Source organism: Streptomyces sp. NPDC050625 (assembly GCF_040654755.1).
GTDB lineage: Bacteria > Actinomycetota > Actinomycetes > Streptomycetales > Streptomycetaceae > Streptomyces.
This window is the reverse complement of record NZ_JBFAIQ010000021.1, coordinates 1-18314: the sequence shown is the minus strand read 5'-3', so window position 1 is coordinate 18314 and position 18314 is coordinate 1. Positions and strand designations below refer to the sequence as shown.

18 protein-coding genes are annotated in these 18314 nt (G+C 68.0%); 17 read left to right on the top strand and 1 reads right to left on the bottom strand.

The annotated features are described in order from the left end of the window. The first annotated feature begins 242 nt into the window (after positions 1-242). From AB0I54_RS33835 to AB0I54_RS33780, 12 genes are all read left to right on the top strand, one after another. A complete protein-coding gene (locus AB0I54_RS33835; RefSeq protein ID WP_363300063.1) occupies positions 243-1514 on the top strand; it encodes an acyl-CoA dehydrogenase family protein in 1272 nt (423 codons plus the stop codon). 9 nt (positions 1515-1523) lie between these two features. Further along, positions 1524-2639 carry an acyl-CoA dehydrogenase family protein gene (locus AB0I54_RS33830; protein ID WP_363300062.1) on the top strand — a complete coding sequence of 372 codons (1116 nt, stop codon included), beginning with the start codon at positions 1524-1526 and terminating at the stop codon, positions 2637-2639. Continuing rightward, positions 2627-4801 (top strand): acetate--CoA ligase family protein, encoded by a 2175-nt coding sequence (locus tag AB0I54_RS33825; protein WP_363300061.1) that lies wholly within the window; start codon positions 2627-2629, stop codon positions 4799-4801. Before AB0I54_RS33830 ends, AB0I54_RS33825 begins: the two co-directional genes overlap by 13 nt. Before the next feature lie 28 nt (positions 4802-4829). Continuing rightward, on the top strand, positions 4830-5702 hold the full coding sequence (locus tag AB0I54_RS33820) for an enoyl-CoA hydratase-related protein (RefSeq protein WP_363300060.1): 873 nt from the start codon (positions 4830-4832) through the stop codon (positions 5700-5702). Positions 5703-5739: 37 nt separating this feature from the next. Further along, positions 5740-6609, top strand: a complete 870-nt coding sequence (locus AB0I54_RS33815) for an SDR family NAD(P)-dependent oxidoreductase (protein WP_363300059.1) — start codon at positions 5740-5742, stop codon at positions 6607-6609. Positions 6610-6632: 23 nt separating this feature from the next. Next, positions 6633-7103, top strand: a complete 471-nt coding sequence (locus AB0I54_RS33810; protein ID WP_363300058.1) for a MaoC family dehydratase N-terminal domain-containing protein — start codon at positions 6633-6635, stop codon at positions 7101-7103. Between the two features lies 1 nt (position 7104). Next, positions 7105-7521, top strand: a complete 417-nt coding sequence (locus AB0I54_RS33805) for a MaoC/PaaZ C-terminal domain-containing protein (RefSeq protein WP_363300057.1) — start codon at positions 7105-7107, stop codon at positions 7519-7521. After that, complete coding sequence (locus AB0I54_RS33800) at positions 7518-8201, top strand: cyclase family protein (protein ID WP_363300056.1); 684 nt, start codon at positions 7518-7520, stop codon at positions 8199-8201. Before AB0I54_RS33805 ends, AB0I54_RS33800 begins: the two co-directional genes overlap by 4 nt. Continuing rightward, positions 8198-9064, top strand: coding sequence for an alpha/beta hydrolase (locus AB0I54_RS33795; RefSeq protein WP_363300055.1), 867 nt, complete (start codon positions 8198-8200; stop codon positions 9062-9064). Before AB0I54_RS33800 ends, AB0I54_RS33795 begins: the two co-directional genes overlap by 4 nt. Positions 9065-9181: 117 nt before the next feature. Next, positions 9182-10255, top strand: coding sequence for a maleylacetate reductase (locus tag AB0I54_RS33790; RefSeq protein ID WP_363300193.1), 1074 nt, complete (start codon positions 9182-9184; stop codon positions 10253-10255). 9 nt (positions 10256-10264) lie between these two features. After that, positions 10265-11188, top strand: coding sequence for a dioxygenase (locus tag AB0I54_RS33785; protein ID WP_363300054.1), 924 nt, complete (start codon positions 10265-10267; stop codon positions 11186-11188). 14 nt (positions 11189-11202) lie between these two features. Further along, a complete protein-coding gene (locus tag AB0I54_RS33780) occupies positions 11203-12420 on the top strand; it encodes a CoA transferase (protein WP_363300053.1) in 1218 nt (405 codons plus the stop codon). A gap of 31 nt (positions 12421-12451) precedes the next feature. Here AB0I54_RS33780 and AB0I54_RS33775 read toward each other — a convergent pair whose 3' ends face one another. After that, a complete protein-coding gene (locus AB0I54_RS33775) occupies positions 12452-13150 on the bottom strand; it encodes an FCD domain-containing protein (RefSeq protein WP_363300052.1) in 699 nt (232 codons plus the stop codon). A 186-nt stretch (positions 13151-13336) separates the two neighbouring features. Here AB0I54_RS33775 and AB0I54_RS33770 point away from each other — a divergent pair, with 186 nt between their 5' ends. The 5 genes from AB0I54_RS33770 to AB0I54_RS33750 all read left to right on the top strand — a co-directional run. After that, complete coding sequence (locus AB0I54_RS33770; RefSeq protein ID WP_363300051.1) at positions 13337-14539, top strand: FAD-dependent monooxygenase; 1203 nt, start codon at positions 13337-13339, stop codon at positions 14537-14539. Positions 14540-14565: 26 nt separating this feature from the next. Beyond that, a complete protein-coding gene (locus tag AB0I54_RS33765; RefSeq protein WP_363300050.1) occupies positions 14566-15372 on the top strand; it encodes an SDR family oxidoreductase in 807 nt (268 codons plus the stop codon). 17 nt (positions 15373-15389) lie between these two features. Then, positions 15390-16286 (top strand): fumarylacetoacetate hydrolase family protein, encoded by an 897-nt coding sequence (locus AB0I54_RS33760; RefSeq protein WP_363300049.1) that lies wholly within the window; start codon positions 15390-15392, stop codon positions 16284-16286. Positions 16287-16310: 24 nt separating this feature from the next. Then, complete coding sequence (locus AB0I54_RS33755; RefSeq protein WP_363300048.1) at positions 16311-17483, top strand: thiolase family protein; 1173 nt, start codon at positions 16311-16313, stop codon at positions 17481-17483. A 112-nt stretch (positions 17484-17595) separates the two neighbouring features. Beyond that, on the top strand, positions 17596-18314 hold a 719-nt coding region (locus tag AB0I54_RS33750; RefSeq protein WP_363300046.1), incomplete at its 3' end, for an electron transfer flavoprotein subunit beta/FixA family protein.

The following is an 18314-nucleotide window of genomic DNA, read 5'->3' as shown; positions in this document are numbered from 1 at the left end:
GCCAGCCGAACATAGGACTGATTTGATCTGATCCTGGCACATCCCGAGAACTTGAGCAATATTCGAAATTTAGTTGACGGAGGAAAGCAGTTCATGATTCTCTGAAGACGTTGATGGCGACCGACGCCGCACCCGCTCGGTGTTCTGCCGGCGACGGTCTGCGGACCGCGGCGGTCGGGCTGCGGATTCGTGCAGGTCTCGCGGACCGAATGAGTCGTTCGTCCACGCAGAAGGAGAGATTGATGGACTTTGAACTGACGTACTCGGAGGAGCAGGAGGGCTTCCGAGCCGAGGTGAACGCGTGGTTCGACGAGCACGTGCCCGAGGGTGTCGGCCGGCGACCGACCAATCCGGAGGAGAGCACGCAGCTCTACAAGCTGCATCGTGAGTTCGGGCGCCAACTCGGTGAGAAGGGCTGGCTGTACCCGGCGGGCGACCCGGAGTACGGGGGCGGTGGCCTGACCTTCGACCAGATCATCGTGCTGGAGGAGGAGTCGACCAAGCGGGGCTTCTCGCTGCCGCCCTACTACGACTCGGGCGGCAAGATGGGCGGTGCCTGTCTGCGCATCTTCGGCACCCCGGAGCAGAAGGAGGCGTTCCTTCGCCCGATTTACCGCGGCGAGGTCAGGACCTTCCAGCTGCTGACCGAGCCGACGGCGGGATCCGATCTGGCCGGCGTGAAGATGACCGCGGTCCGTGACGGGGACGACTACATCCTCAACGGCACGAAGATCTACATCGGCTCCTCCAACGGCGCCGACCGTCTCTGGGTACTCGCGAACACCGACCCCGGCGGTGAGCGGCACAAGAACCTCTCGTGGTTCATGGTCGACGCGAACTCGCCCGGGATCACGATGCAACCGCAGTGGATGCTGAGCCCGGGCGCCGAGGGAGACACCGACCCCTACGGCCACAAGAACACCATCTACTTCGAGGATGTGCGGGTTCCCGCATTCAGCCTCATCGGTGGCGAGAACAACGGCTGGAAGGTCGCGTCGACGCATCTGGAGGCCGAGCACAGCGGAGCGGGGAACATCCGCCCGAACAAGGTCTGGGGGCATCTTCTCCGCTACTGCCGGACCACCGAGCGGGACGGTCGGCCCCTGATCGAAGACGCCGAGGTTCAGGAGCGCCTGGCCGAGATCTACTCCCGCCTCGAGGTGGTGCGGCTGCTCCAGACGCGCAACTTCTACAAGCTCTACGCGAACGAGCACCGCACCTACGAGGGTTCGCAGGTTTCGTACGTGCGCAAAACGACCGACCTGTGGCTCACGAAGGCGGTGCACGACCTGCTCGGATTCGATGCGCTGACCGACGACCCGGTCCATGGCGCTCTCGACGGCATCGCCGAGTACGAGCAGCGCGCGGGCATCGTCGGTATGCACCCGGGCGGTACGACCGACATCCAGCGCGTCATCATGGCCCGCCGTCTGGGCCTGGGCAAGAGAGAACGCGAGAAGGCCGGAAGCCTGGGCGTCGAAAGCACGCGTCGCCGCTCGACGGAGAGGAACTGAGCAAGCGCCATGGATCTATCTCTCAGCAAGGAACAGCTCTCCGTCCGCGACTCCGTCCGTTCGTTCGCCCAGCGCGAATCGATGCGCGCCGAGCTGCAGACGCTCCGTCGGTCCGGACAGCTCTGGAAGCCGGAGTGGTACCGGCAGTTCGCGCGGGCCGGCTGGACCGCTCTTGTCATCCCCGAGGAGCAGGGCGGTGCCCAGCTCGACCCGACGAGCGTCGTGGTGTTCATGGCCGAGATGGGCCGTCATGCGATCCCGTCGCCGCTGTTCGTCTCGAGCATCCTGAGTACGTCGATTCTTCTCGGGGCGGAGCAGACCGACGTGCGTGACGCGATCCTCGGCGGCATCGCCGCGGGCGAGGCGATCGTGGTCCCGGCGGTGCGCCGGCCCAAGACCTCATGGAAGGGCCTGCTCGGCTCGCCGGCGACGCTGACCGGTGCCGCAGGCTCGCGTGTGCTCGACGCCATGATGGTGTACGTGCCGTGGGCTGCCGACGCGACGCACTTCCTGGTGAGCGTCGACGCCGCCGACGGTGCGACGTTCGCACTGGTCCCAGCGGACTCCGAGGGCATCTCGGTGCGTCACCTGGGCGGGTTCCTCCACGCCCACTACGAGGTGGTGTTCTCAGATGTGGCCGTCCCGGAGGACAACCTGATCCGCACCGCGACCGGCACCGAGCTCGACGACGCGATGTCGATCGCTCGTGTGGCACTGGCCGCCTATCAGTTCGGCGGCTGCGAGGAGATGCTGGACATGTCGATCCAGCACTCGAACACACGTCAGCAGTTCGGCCAGCCGATCGGCCGGTTCCAGCGAGTCCAGGACCATATCGTGCGCCTCATCAACGCACTGGACGCCGCGCGCTGGACGACGTACGAAGCCGCCTGGGCGCTGGAGAACGACCGCAACGGCGCGGGCCGTAGCTACCTGGCCGCCTCCACGGCGAGCGAGTCCTGCCTCGAGGCCGCGAACGCCGCGCACGAGGTCCACGCCGGCCTGGGCAGCGACCCCGACTACGGCCTCACCGTGTACACGCAGGCCTCGCGCACCCTCTATGCCCTGCTGGGCGACCCGAAGTGGCAGAGGTCCCGCATGGCGCCTACCCTCGGGTGGGTCGCGTGAGCGGTAGTCGTGCGCGCGTCGCAAGCTTCCTGCGCCCTGGAAGTATCGCGCTCATCGGGGCGTCCGCGAATCCGGACTCGCCCGGCGGCCGGACCCTCCTGATCCTGAAGCAGCACGGCTTCGCGGGGGAGATCTACCTCGTGAACCCCAACCAAGACCAGATCGACGGGACCCCGTGCCTGCCCTCAATCGCCGGGCTGCCGGAGGGGATCGACCTTGCCCTCGTGGCGATCGCCGCGCCGATGGTGCCCGGGGCGTTGCGTGAGCTCGCGGCCCGTGGCATGCGCGCGGCGTACGTCATCAGCTCGGGCTTCGCCGAGGCCGGCAAGGGGACCGAGGGCGAAGGGCTGCAGACGGAGCTCGAAGCCGTCCTGGCCGAGATTGACATGGCCGTCGGCGGGCCGAACGCCGAGGGCATCTACAACATCGTCGATGACATCGCGATCGGATTCAGTCCGACGGTCGACTACGAACGCGGACTGAGGGAGCGCCCGACGCCGGGAAACGTCGCCGTACTGTCGCACAGCGGTGGACTCGGGTTCGGAATCTTCCAACGCGGGCTCGCCCGGAACATCGACTTCACTCACGTCGTCTCGACGGGCAATGAGGCCGATCTCGATGCCCTTGACTACCTCGAGTACCTCCTGGAGGACGATCGCGACACGACGGTCGTCGTCCTCTTCCTCGAGGGCGTCAGCTCGATCGCGCGCCTTGAGCAGTTGGCGCTGCGCGCTCATGAGCTAGGCAAGACGATCGTTGCCGCGAAGGTGGGCCGTACCGCTCAGGCGCAGGCCGCCGCGATCTCGCACACCGGCCACATGACCGGCCCCAGCGAGCTGTACTCCGCGGTGTTCCGTCGTGTGGGCATCGTCGAGGTCACCGACTTCGAGGACCTTCTGGACACGGTCGCGGTGCTCTCGAAGTACCCCCGCTCGACCGGCCCGCGCATCGGCATCGTCACCGGTTCCGGAGGCTCCGGCGCGTGGCTGACCGACGTTGCGGCAGGCATGGGGGCGGCGATCCCGGTCCTCTCGGCCGACACTCAGGCGGAGCTGCTCCCGCAGTTGCCGTACTTCGCGTCGGTGCGCAATCCGGTCGACATGACGGCGAGCGCGGCGCACGGGTCGTCGACGCTGGGGACCGTGCTGCGGACGGTCGCCGACTCCGACGAGATCGACGCGGTCATCGCGATCGAATCGATGATCGTCGCCGAGCGCACCCTGGCGCGTCTGGAGAGCCTCAAGCCGATCCTGCCGCTGTCGAAGCCATTGCTGTCCTACACCTATACGGCGCCTGCCGAAGAGGGCGCGAAGGCGGTCGCCGCCGCCGGTGTGCCGTGGTTCCCCACCCAGCGCGGCGTGACGCACGCCGCCTTGGTGCTCGCGCAGCGTGGCGCCGACCACGAGCGACTCGGCGAAGCCGCCGAGCGTAAGCGCATCCTGACAGCACGTTCGGCGCAGCCTGTCGACCGACTGTGGCCGGCCGACCGCCCGCGCCCCGAGAGCGTGCCCGAGTTCGCGGTGAAGCGCTGGTTCACCCGGCACGGTCTGCCTGTGCCCGCCGGTCGCCTGGTCGCCGACGCCGACGAGGCGGCCGCCGCCGCGGCGGAGATCGGATTCCCGGTGGTCCTCAAGGCGCAGTCGAGCCTGCTTCCGCACAAGGGAGATGCAGGGGTGCTCGCACTGTCGCTGCACACCGTGGACGACTTGCGTGCCGCGTTCTCGCGCGTCGACGAGGCGGCCCGTGCACAGGTCCCGGCCGAGAAGCTCGACGGTGTGCTCGTTGAGGCGATGGCGGCGCCCGGCTACGAACTGCTGATCGGGGCCGGCGTCTCCGAGGCGCTCGACGGATTCGCCTTCCTCACTGTCGGGCGCGGCGGCGGGAACGCGGAGGTGTTCGCGGACATCGCGACCATCCCCGCGCCGACGACCGCTGCCGAGGTACGCACGGCGCTGCGGGGGCTGCGCTGCTGGCGTGATCTGCACCGGGACGGCGCCGACCTGATCGACCTCGACGCGTTCTGCGCGCTCGCCGCGCGGATGTCCGAGCTGGTCGATGGAGCGCGCGGGACGTTGCGCGAACTCGACGTCAACCCTGTCCTGATCGGAGCGCCCGGCGAGGGTGTGGCGATCGTCGATGGCCTGGCGTCGCTCGCAGAGTGATTTCGAAAAACCCGAAGGAGAACGGCCGATGGCTGACTCAACGGATGCCGCACCCCTGCTTGTCGAGCTGACCGGTGACGGCGTCCTTGTACTGACGCTCAATGATCCGGCCACACGCAACGCGCTCGGAGCGGAGAGCGGGGCCGAGTTGCTCGCACAGCTCAAGCGCGCCGCGGTCGACGACGAGGTGGGCGCCGTCGTGCTCACCGGAGCCGACGGGGCGTTCTGCTCGGGCGCCAACGTGAAGGGCTTCGCCCGGCGCATCGCCGACGACGCGAAGGGGACTACGGTGCCGGGCCCCACCCCCTGGGAGATTCTCGACCCCGTGTACACGTTGCGCGAGAGCGTAGACGCGCCCGAGACTCCGCTTGCCCCCGAGCTCGTGCGCCGCCTGCACACGCTGCCGAAGCCGACGATCGCCGCCGTCGACGGCACGGCGTACGGGCTGGGCTGCGGCCTCGCGCTCGCGTGCGACTTCCGCGTGGCCTCGGCCCGCGCGAAGTTCAGCGAGGCGTTCGTGCGGCATGGCCTGATCCCCGGCGACGGCAGTACCTGGCTCCTGACGAAGCTGGTCGGGCCGGCCACGGCGAAGTGGCTGCAGATGAGCGGGGAAGCGGTTGACGCGCGGGAGGCGCTCCGCATCGGTCTTGTCAACCGTGTCACGGAGGAGGAAGGCGCGGCCCTTCCCGTTGCTCTGGAGATGGCGACACGCCTCGCGCAGGGGCCCAAGCTCGCCATCGGGATGATCAAGCAGCTCGTGAACCAGAGCTCGCAGCAAGATCTTGCCGACCACTTCCGCATCGTCACCCGCGCTCAAGAGATAGCCCGCCGCAGCGAGGACCACAAAGAAGGCGTCGCCGCTTTCAAGGTGAAGCGCGCGCCGCGCTTCACCGGCCGCTGACGCGGCCCACCGAACACGACAAACGAAGGGAACCGTCATGGGCATGCTTAGCGGGCGCGTCATCGCCATCACCGGTGCGGGAGGCGGCATCGGCCGCGAGATCGCGAAGCTCTGTGCGGCCGAAGGCGCACGGATCGTGGCCAGCGACATCGGTGCCTCGCTGGACGGGACGGAGGTCACGGGTGGTCCCGCCTTCGATCTCGTGAAGGAGATCGAGGCAGTGGGCGGCGAAGCCGTCGCGCACACCGATGACATCTCGGAGATCGAGGGCGGCGAGAGCCTCCTCGCGACAGGGCTCGACGCGTTTGGGAACGTCGACGTCCTGGTCAACTGCGCGGGCATCCTCCGTGACAAGATGATCTTCAATATGACGGCGGAGGAGTGGGACGCGGTCATCAAGGTTCATCTGCGCGGTCACTTCTCGACGATTCGCCCGCTCACCGCCTACTGGCGCAAGCAGGGCAACCCCGATGCGAACAACCGCGTCATCAACTTCACGTCGGCAGCCGGCCTGTTCGGCAACGTCGGACAGCCCAACTACGCGGCCGCGAAGATGGGCGTCATCGGTCTCACCTACTCGCTCGCGAACGGTCTGACGAAGTACGGAGTCACGTCGAACGCGATCTCGCCCGGTGCCGCGACCCGCATGACGGCATCGGTACCGAAGGAGCGGCTGCTCTACTCCGAGGACGGCGACGAGCGCAGCCCGCGTCATGTCGCTCCGATCGTCGCCTACGTCGCCAGCGAGCGCTCGCGGTGGCTGAACGGTCAGGTCATCGACTCGCGCGGGTACACCCTCACCCTGTTCAACAAGCCCGAGCCGAAGCGGCAGATCATCGGTACCGGGCCGTGGGACCTGGAGCGGATGGCCGCTCTCGTCGAAGACACGTTCCGTGCGGCGGTCTGACACGTGAAGGGACGACACTGATCATGCTGCGATTCCCAGTCGAGCGCGGACACATCCTGGAGTTGGCGCGAGCGACGGGGGAGGCGGACGCCGACTTCGAGCGCACCGCCGCCGATCCGGCCGTGCCGCTGGTCGCGCCCTTGACCTTCCTGCGGTCGTCGGCTCGATTCGACCGGAGTAACCGGCTGCGCCCGCACCCGGGGGAGCCGTGGGTGGGCTCCGGCAGGACGGCGACCGGCACGCCCGACGTCCAGCGTCGCGGGACCGGCCTCCTCGCCGAACAGCGCTTCGATTATCACCGACCGGTCCTGGCAGGCGATGTGCTGTTCGCGGAGAGCCGGTCCGGCGACAGTTGGACGAAACAGGGGCGCGCCGGTGGCCGGATGGTGTTCAGCGAGCTGATCACCGACTACCGCGATGAGAAGGGGGAACTCGTCGCCACGGCTGTGCGGGTCACGGTCGAGGCGGCGCACGTTCCGAGCCGGGAGGCGTGAGATGGCTGTGGACACACGCGCGCCGGACGCTGTCACCGTAGGCAGCGAACGCGTGCTTCGAGCGGTCGAGAACCTCACCCGGACCCAGATCGTGCAGTATGCCGGCGCCGCGGACGACTACAACCCGCTGCACACCGACGAGGTCTACGCACGTGAGGTGGCCGGTGCGCCGACGGTCTTCGCCCATGGCATGCTCTCGATGGCACTCACCGGACGACTCCTTGCCGAGTGGTTCGGCAACGAGCGGGTGGTGAGCTTCGCCGTACGGTTCAAGAAGCAGGTGTGGCCGGGTGACGACCTGACCGTCACCGGCCGTGTGACGTCGATCGAGGACGGGATCGCCGAGGTGGCGCTCTCCACCGTCAACCAGGGCGGTGTCGAGGTCGTCGCCGGCTCGGCGAAGGTTCGGTTGCCGTGACGGTGCCACGTGGACCGGCCCGGGGCTGGGTGAGCCTCGCACAACCCGTCTGGTCCGGGTTGCCCTCTCCGGGTCCGCGCGGCGTCGCGGACATCCAGACCCTCACGGAGCCGATCGGCGGCGACGGGCGCGTGCGGCTCACACTGCTGCAGATGGCGGCGCACGTCGGAACACATCTGGACGCACCGGCGCACTTCGTCGCCGGTGGGGCGACGATCGACGCGTACCCTGTCGATCGCTTCTGCGGCGAGGGCACGGTGATCGACCTCTCCGACTTGGGCATCCGGGAGGTCCCGGCCGCACTGCTCGAGCCGAGGATCGACACGGTCCGTCCCGGTGACTTCGTGTTCCTCGACTTCGGTTGGGCCGTGCGATACGGCACGGACGAGTACCGCGATCATCCCTACCTCGGCGTCGACGCCGCGCACCTGCTCATCGAGCGTGGCGCGGGAGTGGTCGGTGTCGACACCCCGACGCCCGATCTTCCCGCGGTGCGTCGGAAGGACGGGTTCGCGTTCCCGGTGCACCGGGCACTCCTCGGCGCGGATGTGCTGATCATGGAGAACGTGTCGGCGGCGGTCTCGGCCTTCCGGGGACGGCGCCTGGATGTACAGGCCGTCCCCGTGCCCCTGCGGGGCGCCGACGGCGCGCCATGTGTGCCACTGGTGCGGGCTCGATGAGATCCACCGGCCTCCCGGCGAGATCCACCGACCTCTCGGAATGGCTGACGGGCGCCTACGCGTCACTGCCGCGACGCACCACGGTCGAGGTCGACGGCCGGCTGTCGTCCGTCCGGTCCTGGGGGGACCCCGAGGCGCCCACCGTTCTGCTGGTACACGGCAATCAGGCACATGCGGGCTGGTGGGACCACCTGGGTCCGAGGCTCGTTACGGGCCGTCATGTCGTGGCCTTCGATCTGTTCGGCCACGGTGACAGCGCCTGGCTGCCGTCGTACTCCTGGGATGCCTGGGCGGAGCAGGTGAAGAGTATCGCCGCGTCGTACGGGGCGAAACGCGTAGTGGGTCACAGTCTGGGCGGATCGCTCGCGCTGACGGCGGCCGCCCGCTTCGGAGCACCGTTCGAGAGGCTGGTGCTGCTGGACACACCGCTCCGCGGCACCCGGAGGACGGCACGGGCACCAGCTTCCCTCGCGCCCCCGCGGCCAGGGCCCTATCCCTTGCTGGAGCGGGCGCGTGAGCGCTTCCGCCTCGTCCCGCCCTCGCCGAGGGATCCGCACCCGCTCATTCTGGAGCACCTGTTCCGCGAGAGCGTCCACCGCGTCGAGGGCGGATGGGGGTGGAAGCGCGATCCGGTGGTCCTGGCCCGTCAGGGCGAGGCCCCCGGCCTGCGCGAGCTCGTGGACGCTCCGGGTGAGGTCGTGCTCGTACGGTCCGGACTCGGGCTGGTGCGGGACGACGTCATGGAGCTCGTCCGCGACGCGGGCGGCGAGCTGTTCGCGGAAGTCGTCGTCGAGGACGCCGGGCATCACGTGATCCTCGACTCGCCGCGACGGGTCTTGTCGGTCCTGCTCGACGTTCTCTGAGTCGCCGTTCGAGATTCTTCCCGTATTCGAAATTATCTCTGGATGTATGAGATCTGCACATGTAATCTGCTGGAGATTCCACCCGTCCTCCTCACTCCCGAAAGGGTGTTCTCGCCGATGAGCCTCTCCTTCGCGCATGTCACGCTGGCGCAGCGCGTCCTGTTCGGCGCCGGACGCGCTGCCGAGCATCTTGCGGCCGAGGTGGACCGCCTGGGCGCGCAACGCGTGATGGTGATCGCCTCCGAGTCCGAGATGGAGATGGCACGTGCCGTCGCAGCCCGGATCGAGGTGGCACACTGGCACGACGAGGTCGTGATGCACGTCCCCGTGGAGGTCGCCGAGCGTGCGCGCGCCGCGGCAGCGGCGGCAGCGGCCGACCTCCTGGTCTCTGTCGGCGGCGGCTCGACAACCGGGCTCGCGAAGGCCGTCGCGCTGACGGCGGGACTGCCGATCGTTGCTGTTCCCACGACGTACGCCGGCTCCGAGGCGACGAACGTCTGGGGGCTCACGGAAGCAACGCGAAAGACGACAGGCGTGGACGACCGCGTTCTGCCCGTGACCGTGATCTACGACCCGTCGCTGACGCTGACGCTGCCCGTCGGCATCTCGGTCGCCAGCGGGTTGAACGCGCTCGCCCATTGCGTCGACTCGCTGTGGGCGCCGCGGGCCGACCCCATCAACGCCGCTCTCGCGGTCGAAGGCGTACGTGCCCTGACCTCGGGGCTGCCCCGGATCGTGGCCGCCGCTTCGGATCTGCGGGGGCGTGAAGAGACGGCCTATGGCGCCTATTTGTCGGCGGTGGCCTTCGCATCGGCCGGCTCCGGCATCCACCACAAGATCTGCCATGTTCTCGGCGGGACGTTCAACCTGCCGCATGCCGAGACGCACGCGGTCGTGCTCCCGTACGTCCTGGCCTTCAACGCGCCTTACGCGCCGGACGCCGAAGCACGTCTGGCCGCGGCGCTCGACGCCCCGACGGCGGTGGCCGGTCTCGAGCGGCTGCGCGCGGAACTGAGAGCACCCCGAGCCCTTGTGGATCTCGGCTTCACCGAGGACGGCATCGCTACGGCCGTCGAGGTCGCTCTGCCGTCCATCCCTGTGAACAATCCCCGTCGTGTCACGGCCTCGCGGCTCACCGCGCTGCTGCACGCGGCTCTCACCGGCGTCGACCCCGCCGAACTGTCTGCCTGAGGAGACACGATGACCGATGCCGCGCGGACTGTCAGCGCCGAACAGACCCTCGTCGAGGAGACGCTGCTGAACAACGTCCTGAGGTCGTTCGAGCGGGCCGAGGACCCGCGACTGAAGCAGATCATGCAGTCACTCGTCAGCCATGCGCACCAGTTCGTGCGCGACGTCCGCCTGACCGAGACCGAGTGGCAGAAGGCCATCGAATTCCTCACCGCGGTCGGACACATCACGGACGACCGTCGTCAGGAGTTCATCCTCCTCTCGGACGTGCTCGGCGTCTCGAGTCAGACGATCAACGTCAACAACGCCGCGATCCCCGGCGCCACGGAGGCCACCGTCTTCGGCCCGTTCTTCGTCGACGGCTCTCCTGAGATCGAACTCGGCGGCGACATGTCGGGCGGCGCGAACGGCGAGCCCTGCTGGGTCGAAGGGACGATCAAGGACCTCGACGGCAATCCGGTACCGGCAGCGCGCATCGAGGTCTGGGAGGCCGACGAGGACGGCCTGTACGACGTGCAGTACGGCGACGACCGCGTCGCATGCCGCGCGCATCTGTACACCGACGAGAACGGTGAGTACCACTTCTGGGGCCTGACACCTACGCCCTACCCGATTCCGCACGACGGGCCGGTCGGCAAGATGCTCGAAGCGACTGGGCGATCCCCCATGCGAGCGTCCCACCTGCACTTCATGGTCACGGCGCCAGGCCTGCGCACCCTTGTCACCCACATCTTCGTGGATGGTGACGACTTGCTGAAGCACGACACCGTGTTTGGTGTGAAGCAATCCCTCGTCAAGCTCTTCGAGATGCAGGCGCCCGGTACGGCGACGCCGGACGGCAGAGACCTCGGCGACGCGGCGTGGTCGCGGGTCAGGTTCGACATCGTCGTCGCGCCGGAACAGGGCCGTTCGGCCGCTACGCAGGCCGCCTGATACAGGAGAACGACATGTCCGACATCGCTGCTTCCCACGGCGTGCTTAACGGCGTCCGCGTGGTCGAGCTCTGCCATCTCATCGCCGGGCCGTACTGCGGCCAACTGCTCGCCGACGAAGGGGCCGACGTTGTCAAGATCGAGCCGCCGCAGGGCGAGGCGACCCGGCACCGTGAGCCGATCCGTCATGCCGAGGAAGGGTCTGTTTCCGGGTACTACGCCGCGCTGAACCGTCGTAAGCGCTCCGTCGTCCTCGACCTGAAGTCGAAGGCGGGCATCGACACCCTGCACTGCCTTCTTGAGACGGCCGACGTCTTTACGACCAACATGCGCCCGCAGGCGCTGGATCGGCTGGGCATCCACCCGCACACGATCCGGGAGCGCTACCCCCGACTCGTTGTCGCGGTCATGACCGGGTTCGGGATCGAGAACACCGGCGAGGACGGGAACCGAGCGGGACTTGCGATGGTCGCGGAGGCGCTCGCCGGAACGAACAGTCTCACGCGCGACCGTGAAGGCCGGGCAACCTGGGTCGGCTTCGCGATGGGTGACGTACTGACCGGCATGACGGCACACGCTGCAATCCTGCTGGCCCTTCGTCACCAGGACCGGACCGGTGAGGGCCGGCTCATCGACTGCTCTCTCACCGAGTCGACGCTGCCGATGACGGCGGTCGCGCTCTCCCGCGCGCAGTTCGTCGACCCTGCGGTCGCCGCGCAGACGGGCAACCAGGACCTGCACGGAATTCCCTACGGGACCTTCGAAGCCGCCGACGGTGCGTTCAACATCGGAGTGAACAACGACGTCATGTGGGCTCGTCTGTGCCGTGCGATGGGTCGCGACGAACTTGCCGAGGACAAACGCTATGCGAAGTTCCTCGAGCGTGCGACACGACGACAGGAGGTCGTCGACCTGGTCGAGAGCTGGAGTCGCACACTGCCTCGTGAACAGGTGATCGAGGCGATCCTGGCTCAGGACGTGCCGACAGCCCCCGTACTGACGCTCAACGAGGTGCTCGAGTCGAAGCATTTCGCCGCGCGGGAGGCGTTCGTCGAGGTTGACGACGGGCTGGGCGGGACGATACGCCTGCCCACCGACCCGACCGGATTCGCCATCGCCGCCCCCGCCCGCGTTCCGCGGGTGGGGGAGCAACGCGACGAAGTCCTGCACGAACTTGGGCTCAGCGACGAGGAGATCGCCGCACTCGCCTCCGACGGCGCCTTCGGCGCCTGACTCGAAACGGCTCATGCGATCGAGCGGGCGGTCAGTGGGAAGCGCTGGCCGCCTCCGCGTTCGCCTCTTCGCGGGCGCGCTGTGTGCGGATGAGGAAGTCTGCCGTGTGCTGCATATGCTCGGACAGGACGCGGACGGCGTCATCCGCCTGACGGGCGACGGTGTACTCGGCGAGTTTCCGGTGTTCCGTGTCGCTGAGTCGGCCCAGATCGCTGGAAGCGGTGATCGACCAGCACCGATAGACCTGGGTGAGATCGCGCAGGCGCTCTGCCAGATCGCACAGCATCGGGTTCGGGCAGCCGGCCAACAGGGTGCGGTGGAACCGGCTGTGCTCGTCGAGCCATGCGAGGCTCACCTGCTCGCCGTCATACATGGGAATGCGCGAGAGACGGTGGTTCGCTGCCACGACCTCGCCCTCCCAGTTGGTGTCGCCCGACTCGATCGACTGCCGCAGGATCTGGCCCTCGAACGCGATGCGCGCTGCTGTGAGGTGCTCGAGCTCGGGGATGCTGACCGACACGACCTTGTAGCCGAGCTGCGGTTGGCTCGTGACAAGCCCCTGTTCCACGAGGCGCGGGAGCACCTCGCGCAGGACACCGGTGCTGGCGTCGTAGCGCTCGATCAGCATCGCGAAAGGCAGCTTCGACCCGGGGGGAAGCTCGCCGCGCAGGATGTCGGAGCGAACCGCCGAGAGAACCAATTCGCCGCGCGTGGTTGAAGGATCCTTCATGGTTCGCATCTTTCCATAAATCGAAGAGCTCAGCAAGAATTTCGAAAATCATCTCAGGTATCGCAAATCCTGTGATACGTTAGATGTCTGCCGGGTTCCTAGGAGGGCATGTTCCGGTCCATGGAGACCTGGTCGGTGCCCCGCCAGGCACGTACCGCAGACACTGCGAGAGCGAGGAAGAAGGCAATGCAGATAGTCGTCGTCGGCGGTGGCATCGGAGGATTGGCGGCCGCGCTGGGTCTTCGTCGTGCAGGACACCGCGTGACCGTCCTGGAGCGAGCGCGGGAGATCGCAGAAGTTGGCGCGGGGATCGGTCTGGCGCCCAATGCCGCGGCCGCACTCGGCCGCCTGGGCGTCGGTCACCGTCTCGAAAGGACAGCGGTGCGTCCCCGTTTTGCGACGCGCCGTCGCTGGCAGGACGGATCCGACCTCTTCGTCGACCCGCTTGCGGACGTCGAGGAGCGCTACGGCGCCCCGTTCTGGTTCGCACACCGTGGTGATCTACAGGCTGCGCTGCTGGCCGAGGCCGAGGACGAGCCCGGGGTGGGCGAGCCCGTCACCGTCGTCCTCGGTGCGAAGTGCGAGTCGGTCGATGCCCAGACGGGCGTCGTCCTCACCGCCGCCGGGGAGTACCGTGCCGACCTAGTCATTGGTGCGGACGGCATCCGCTCGGCCGTTCGTGAGACCGTCTTCGGTCCTGTCACCCCGCGCTACAGCGGGGAGACTGGCTACCGGACGCAGGTGCAGACCGACGCCGCGCTCGCCGACCCGCTGCTGCGTGACCTGGTCGAGCGGAACGGCTTCGAGTCCTGGCTCGGGCCGAATGGGCACGTCGTGCACTGCCGCTTCCGCGGCGGCCGGGAGATCAACGTCACGGCCTGCATGCAGGCCCCTCCGATCTCCACCGGCGCGAGCGCCGCCCAGGTCGACCGTTCGGAGCTCATGTCGGCCCTCGAAGGGTGGTCACCCGTCATCCGCCGTCTCGCCGAGCTCGGTGGCGACGTCATCCGGTACGACCTGTTCGACATCGACCCGGTGGAGTCCTGGGTCGATGGCAAGGTAGGGCTGCTCGGCGACGCGGCGCACGCCATGATCCCCTATCTGGGGCAGGGCGCGGCGCAGGCCATCGAGGACGGCGAGTACCTGATGCGCGTCTTTCCCGGCGTCGATCCGTCCGGCGTCGACGGTGCGCTCAAGGAGTACGAGCGCGGACGCAAGGAACGCGCGGTCAAGGTGCAGACGACCTCCCGCAACAACGCCGGCGTGTTCCACATGCCGGACGGCCCCGAGCAGGAGGCGCGTGACGCGCGCATCCGGCGGGGAGCGACGGACGCGAACATCTACGACTGGCTGTGGCGACTGCCCACGAGGGGCGGCGTTGCGGCGTGAACAACACAGATTCCGAGAGGAACACCATGACCGGTGCACGGTTCGAAGGAAAGCGCGTAGTCGTCGTCGGCAGCGGGTTCGGCATCGACGGCTTCGACGACATCGGCCGCGCCTCGGCTGCGGCTTTCGCCCGTGAGGGCGCCGAGGTCGCTGTCGTCCAGGTGACGAAGGAGATGGCGGACGAGTGTGTCACCGACATTGCCGCGAAGGGCGGTGTCGCGCACGCCTACAAGAGCGACCCGCGTGACCCCGCGGAGATCGTTGCGGTGGCCGAGCAGATCTCGGAGCGCTGGTCCTCGGTCGACGTGCTCGTCACCCATCACTTCGCGACCACGATCGCGTCCGTCGAGAACACGACCCGCGAGGAGTTCGAGGAGGCACTACGCGTCAATCTGACGGGCGCCTTCGTCACGACGAAGTCGTTCCTGCCGGCGCTGCGTGCCGCCGAGCGGGCGAGCATCGTTCACGCGGGCTCGATCGACGGGATACTCGGTAACCCGAACATCCCGGCCTACTCGGCGTCCAAGGGTGGTGTGCACGCCCTCGTGCACTGCCTGGCGGGTGAACTCGGCAGCTCCGGCATCCGGGTCAACGGAATCGGCCGTGCCGGCTCGACCGCGCTACCGCTGGCGCCGCAGGTGTTCGCGGAACTCGACTACGCGACCCCGATGGGCCCTGCCGCCGACCCGGCCGAGTACGCCGCCGCGGTCCTGTTCCTGGCGTCGAACGAGGCGAGCTACATCAACGGAGTGATCCTCCCTGTCGATGGCGGCCGCACCGCGGTCACCCCGGGTACAGCACCCGGCTACGCCGGCTACGCGCCGCGGGCCTGAGGAGACGGAACCAGTAGATGCGGATAGCCAATGTCGCCGGTCGGCTGACGCTCGTCACCGGTGAGAATCGCGGAATCGACATCGAGCGTGCGTCGGCGGGGCGGTTCGGCGCCGACCCCCAGGCGATCTACGAGCAGTGGTACGAGTTCCGGTCCTGGGCCGCCGGCCAGGGCGACGAGGCCGCCGAGGCATTCGACGCCGCCCTGGTCGGTGCGCCGACTCCGCGTCCTCGCCAGATCTTCGCGATCGGCCTGAACTATCGTGATCACGCAGCGGAGGTCGGCATTCCGCTGCCGGCGGAGCCGAGCGTCTTCACCAAGTTCGTCACCTCCATCACCGGCCCAACCGGGTCCATCGGTATCCCCGCCGGCGGCAAGGTGGACTGGGAGGTCGAGATCGTCGCGGTGATCGGCAGGCAAGCTCGATTCGTCCGCGAAGCAGACGCGTGGGACCACGTCGCGGGTCTCACCGTCGCACAGGACATCTCCGAGCGGGTGACGCAGAACGCGGGAGGCATGCCTCAGTTCGCGATGGGCAAGTCGTTCGACTCCTTCACCCCAATCGGGCCGTGCGTCGTGACACCAGACGCCGTCGCCGATCGCGACGCCCTCACCCTTGGTTGCAGCCTCAACGGCGAGATCGTCCAACACGGCACCAGCGAGAACCTCGTCTTCACGATCCCGCAGACGATCGCCTATCTTTCCAAGATCCTCACGCTGCTGCCCGGCGACATCATCCTCACCGGCACGCCCGCCGGCGTCGGGTTCGGGCGCGACCCGCAGCGATTCATGGCACCCGGCGACGAACTGGTGACATGGGTCGAGGGCATCGGCGAGATGCGCCACACCCTGGTCGACGCGGACAAGCGCTCAGCGCTCGAGAACCTCACGCCGCAATCGAATCCCGCTGCGTAACGCTCGCACTCGTACGGAGGAATCATGCCCGAAGCAGTCATCGTCGAGGCGGTGCGTGCTCCGATCGGAAAGCGCCGCGGCGCGCTCGCCGACGTCCACCCGGTGGATCTGTCCGCCGCGGTGCTGCAAGAACTCCAACGGCGCACCGGGATCGACCCGGCCGACGTCGACGACGTGCTGTGGGGCTGTGTCAACCAGTTGGGGGACCAGGCGGCGCAGATCGCTCGCTTCGTCGTACTCGCCGCCGGCTGGCCGGAGTCGGTGCCCGGCGTGACGATCAACCGAGCGTGTGGTTCGGCGCAGGCCTCGATCGACTTCGGGGCGGGCATGGTCATGTCCGGACAGTACGACATGGTCGTCGTCGGTGGGGTCGAGTCGATGTCGCGGGTGGCGCCGGGCGCCGGCCGCGGTCGAGAGTTCGGCCGCCCGTTCGGCGAGCTGACCCGTGAGCGCTACGCCGAGCAGCTCGCGGACTTCCCCGACGGCGACTTCAACCAAGGGCTTGGCGCAGAGCTGATCGCGCAAAAGTGGGGATTCTCCCGGCACCGGCTCGACGAGTATTCGTCGATGAGTCATGAGCGCACTGCTGCCGCCATCGACGACGGCGCGTTCGACAGTCAGTTGATCCGTGTCCCGGGTCTGCCGGACTTCGTCGCCGATGAAGGGCTGCGTCGCGGTACGACACCGGAAAGGCTCGCCGGCATCAGGACGCCGTTCCTCGAGAACGGTGTGATCCACGGTGGCAACGCGTCGCAGATCTCCGACGGCGCGGCCGGGGTACTCATCACGACGCCGGAACGAGCCGCACAGCTCGGGCTCGAGCCGATTGCGAGGTACCACTCCGGAGCCGTCACCGGCAGCGACCCCATCATGATGCTGACCGGCCCGATCCCCGCCACCGAGAAGGTGCTGCGCAAGTCGGACCTCTCGATCGACGACATCGGCGCATTCGAGGTGAACGAGGCGTTCGCGCCGGTTCCGCTGGCCTGGCAGGCGGAGTTCGGGGTCGACGACGCCGTGCTCAATCCGCTCGGCGGTGCCATTGCCGTCGGGCACCCGTTGGGGGCGTCCGGAGCGATCCTGATGACTCGGCTCGTGCACCACATGCGCGAACAAGGCATCCGGTACGGCCTCCAGACCATGTGCGAAGGCGGTGGCACGGCGAACGCCACGATCGTGGAACTCGTCGCCACATAAACCGTGATCGAGTTGTCGCACGCCGGGCAGGTCATCCCGGCCTGCCGGAGCCTTCACGAAAACCCATGCGATTCACTCCCGCCGCTCCTCCGCACGGAAAGCAGAGCCGACTGTGACCCTGAACATCGTTGTTTCTGTGAAGTATGTGCCCGACGCCACTGGCGACCGGCACTTCGCCGATGACCTGACCGTCGACCGCGACGACGTGGACGGTCTGCTCTCGGAGCTGGACGAGTATGCGGTCGAGCAGGCGCTGCAGATCTCCGAGAACTCCGACGACGACGTCGAGGTCACCGTTCTGACGGTCGGTCCGGAGGACGCCAAGGACGCGCTGCGTAAGGCGCTGTCGATGGGCGCGGACAAGGCCATCCACGTCGAGGACGACGACCTGCACGGCACGGACGTGATCGGCACCTCGCTGGTGCTGGCCAAGGCCGTCGAGAAGGCCGGTTTCGACCTGGTGATCTCCGGCATGGCCTCCACCGACGGCACCGCGGGTGTGGTTCCCGCCCTGCTGGCCGAGCGCCTGGGCGTCCCGCAGGTCACCCTGCTGTCCGAGGTCTCCGTCGAGGACGGCACGGTCAAGGGCCGCCGTGACGGCGACGCCGCCTCCGAGCAGCTCGAGGCGCAGCTCCCGGCCGTCGTGTCGGTGACCGACCAGTCGGGTGAGGCGCGCTACCCGTCCTTCAAGGGCATCATGGCCGCCAAGAAGAAGCCGGTTCAGTCCTGGGACCTGTCCGACCTGGACATCGAGGCCGAGGAGGTCGGTCTCGACGGTGCGTTCACCAAGGTCGAGGCCGCGAACGAGCGTCCGGCCCGCACGGCCGGCAC